Genomic DNA, 504 nt, shown 5'->3' on the forward strand with positions numbered 1-504 from the left:
GAGCAAGCCCCCATCACCCTGGTCTGCTGCGCTTTCGATGTTCCAACATCCTGTTTTTACGACTATCTGGCTCGCAAGCAGACGATTAACCGTGAGCGTATGCAGCAGCGCTCTGAGTTGCGCCGTTTGTTCAAAGCGAGCCGAAACTCAGCGGGCAGCCGTGCCTTGATGTCGATGATGCGGGAGTTGGGGTATCAGATTGGTCGATTCAAAGTACGTAACCTGATGAAGGAAGCCGGTCTGGTATCCAAGCAACCGGGCACTCATCGCTATCAGGTCGCTCGGTCTGAACGACCGGACATTCCCAATCTGCTGGCCCGCGAATTTGATGTCCAGCAACCCAATCAGGTGTGGGGTGGCGATATCACCTACGTCTGGGCAGGTGGTCGTTGGTATTACCTGGCAGCGGTGCTTGACCTGTACACCCGGCGGGTCGTGGGCTGGGCGATGTCTGATAAACCTGATGCAGAATTGGCAATCAAAGCACTGGAGATGGCCTATCAG

1 protein-coding gene is annotated in these 504 nt (G+C 55.6%); it reads left to right on the plus strand.

The window, feature by feature from the left end; translation table 11 throughout:
• On the plus strand, positions 1-504 hold a 504-nt coding region (locus G5358_RS21600), incomplete at both ends, for a DDE-type integrase/transposase/recombinase (protein WP_421324942.1).

The organism is Aeromonas sp. 604176, assembly GCF_049170755.1.
GTDB classification, from domain to species: domain Bacteria; phylum Pseudomonadota; class Gammaproteobacteria; order Enterobacterales; family Aeromonadaceae; genus Aeromonas; species Aeromonas veronii_A.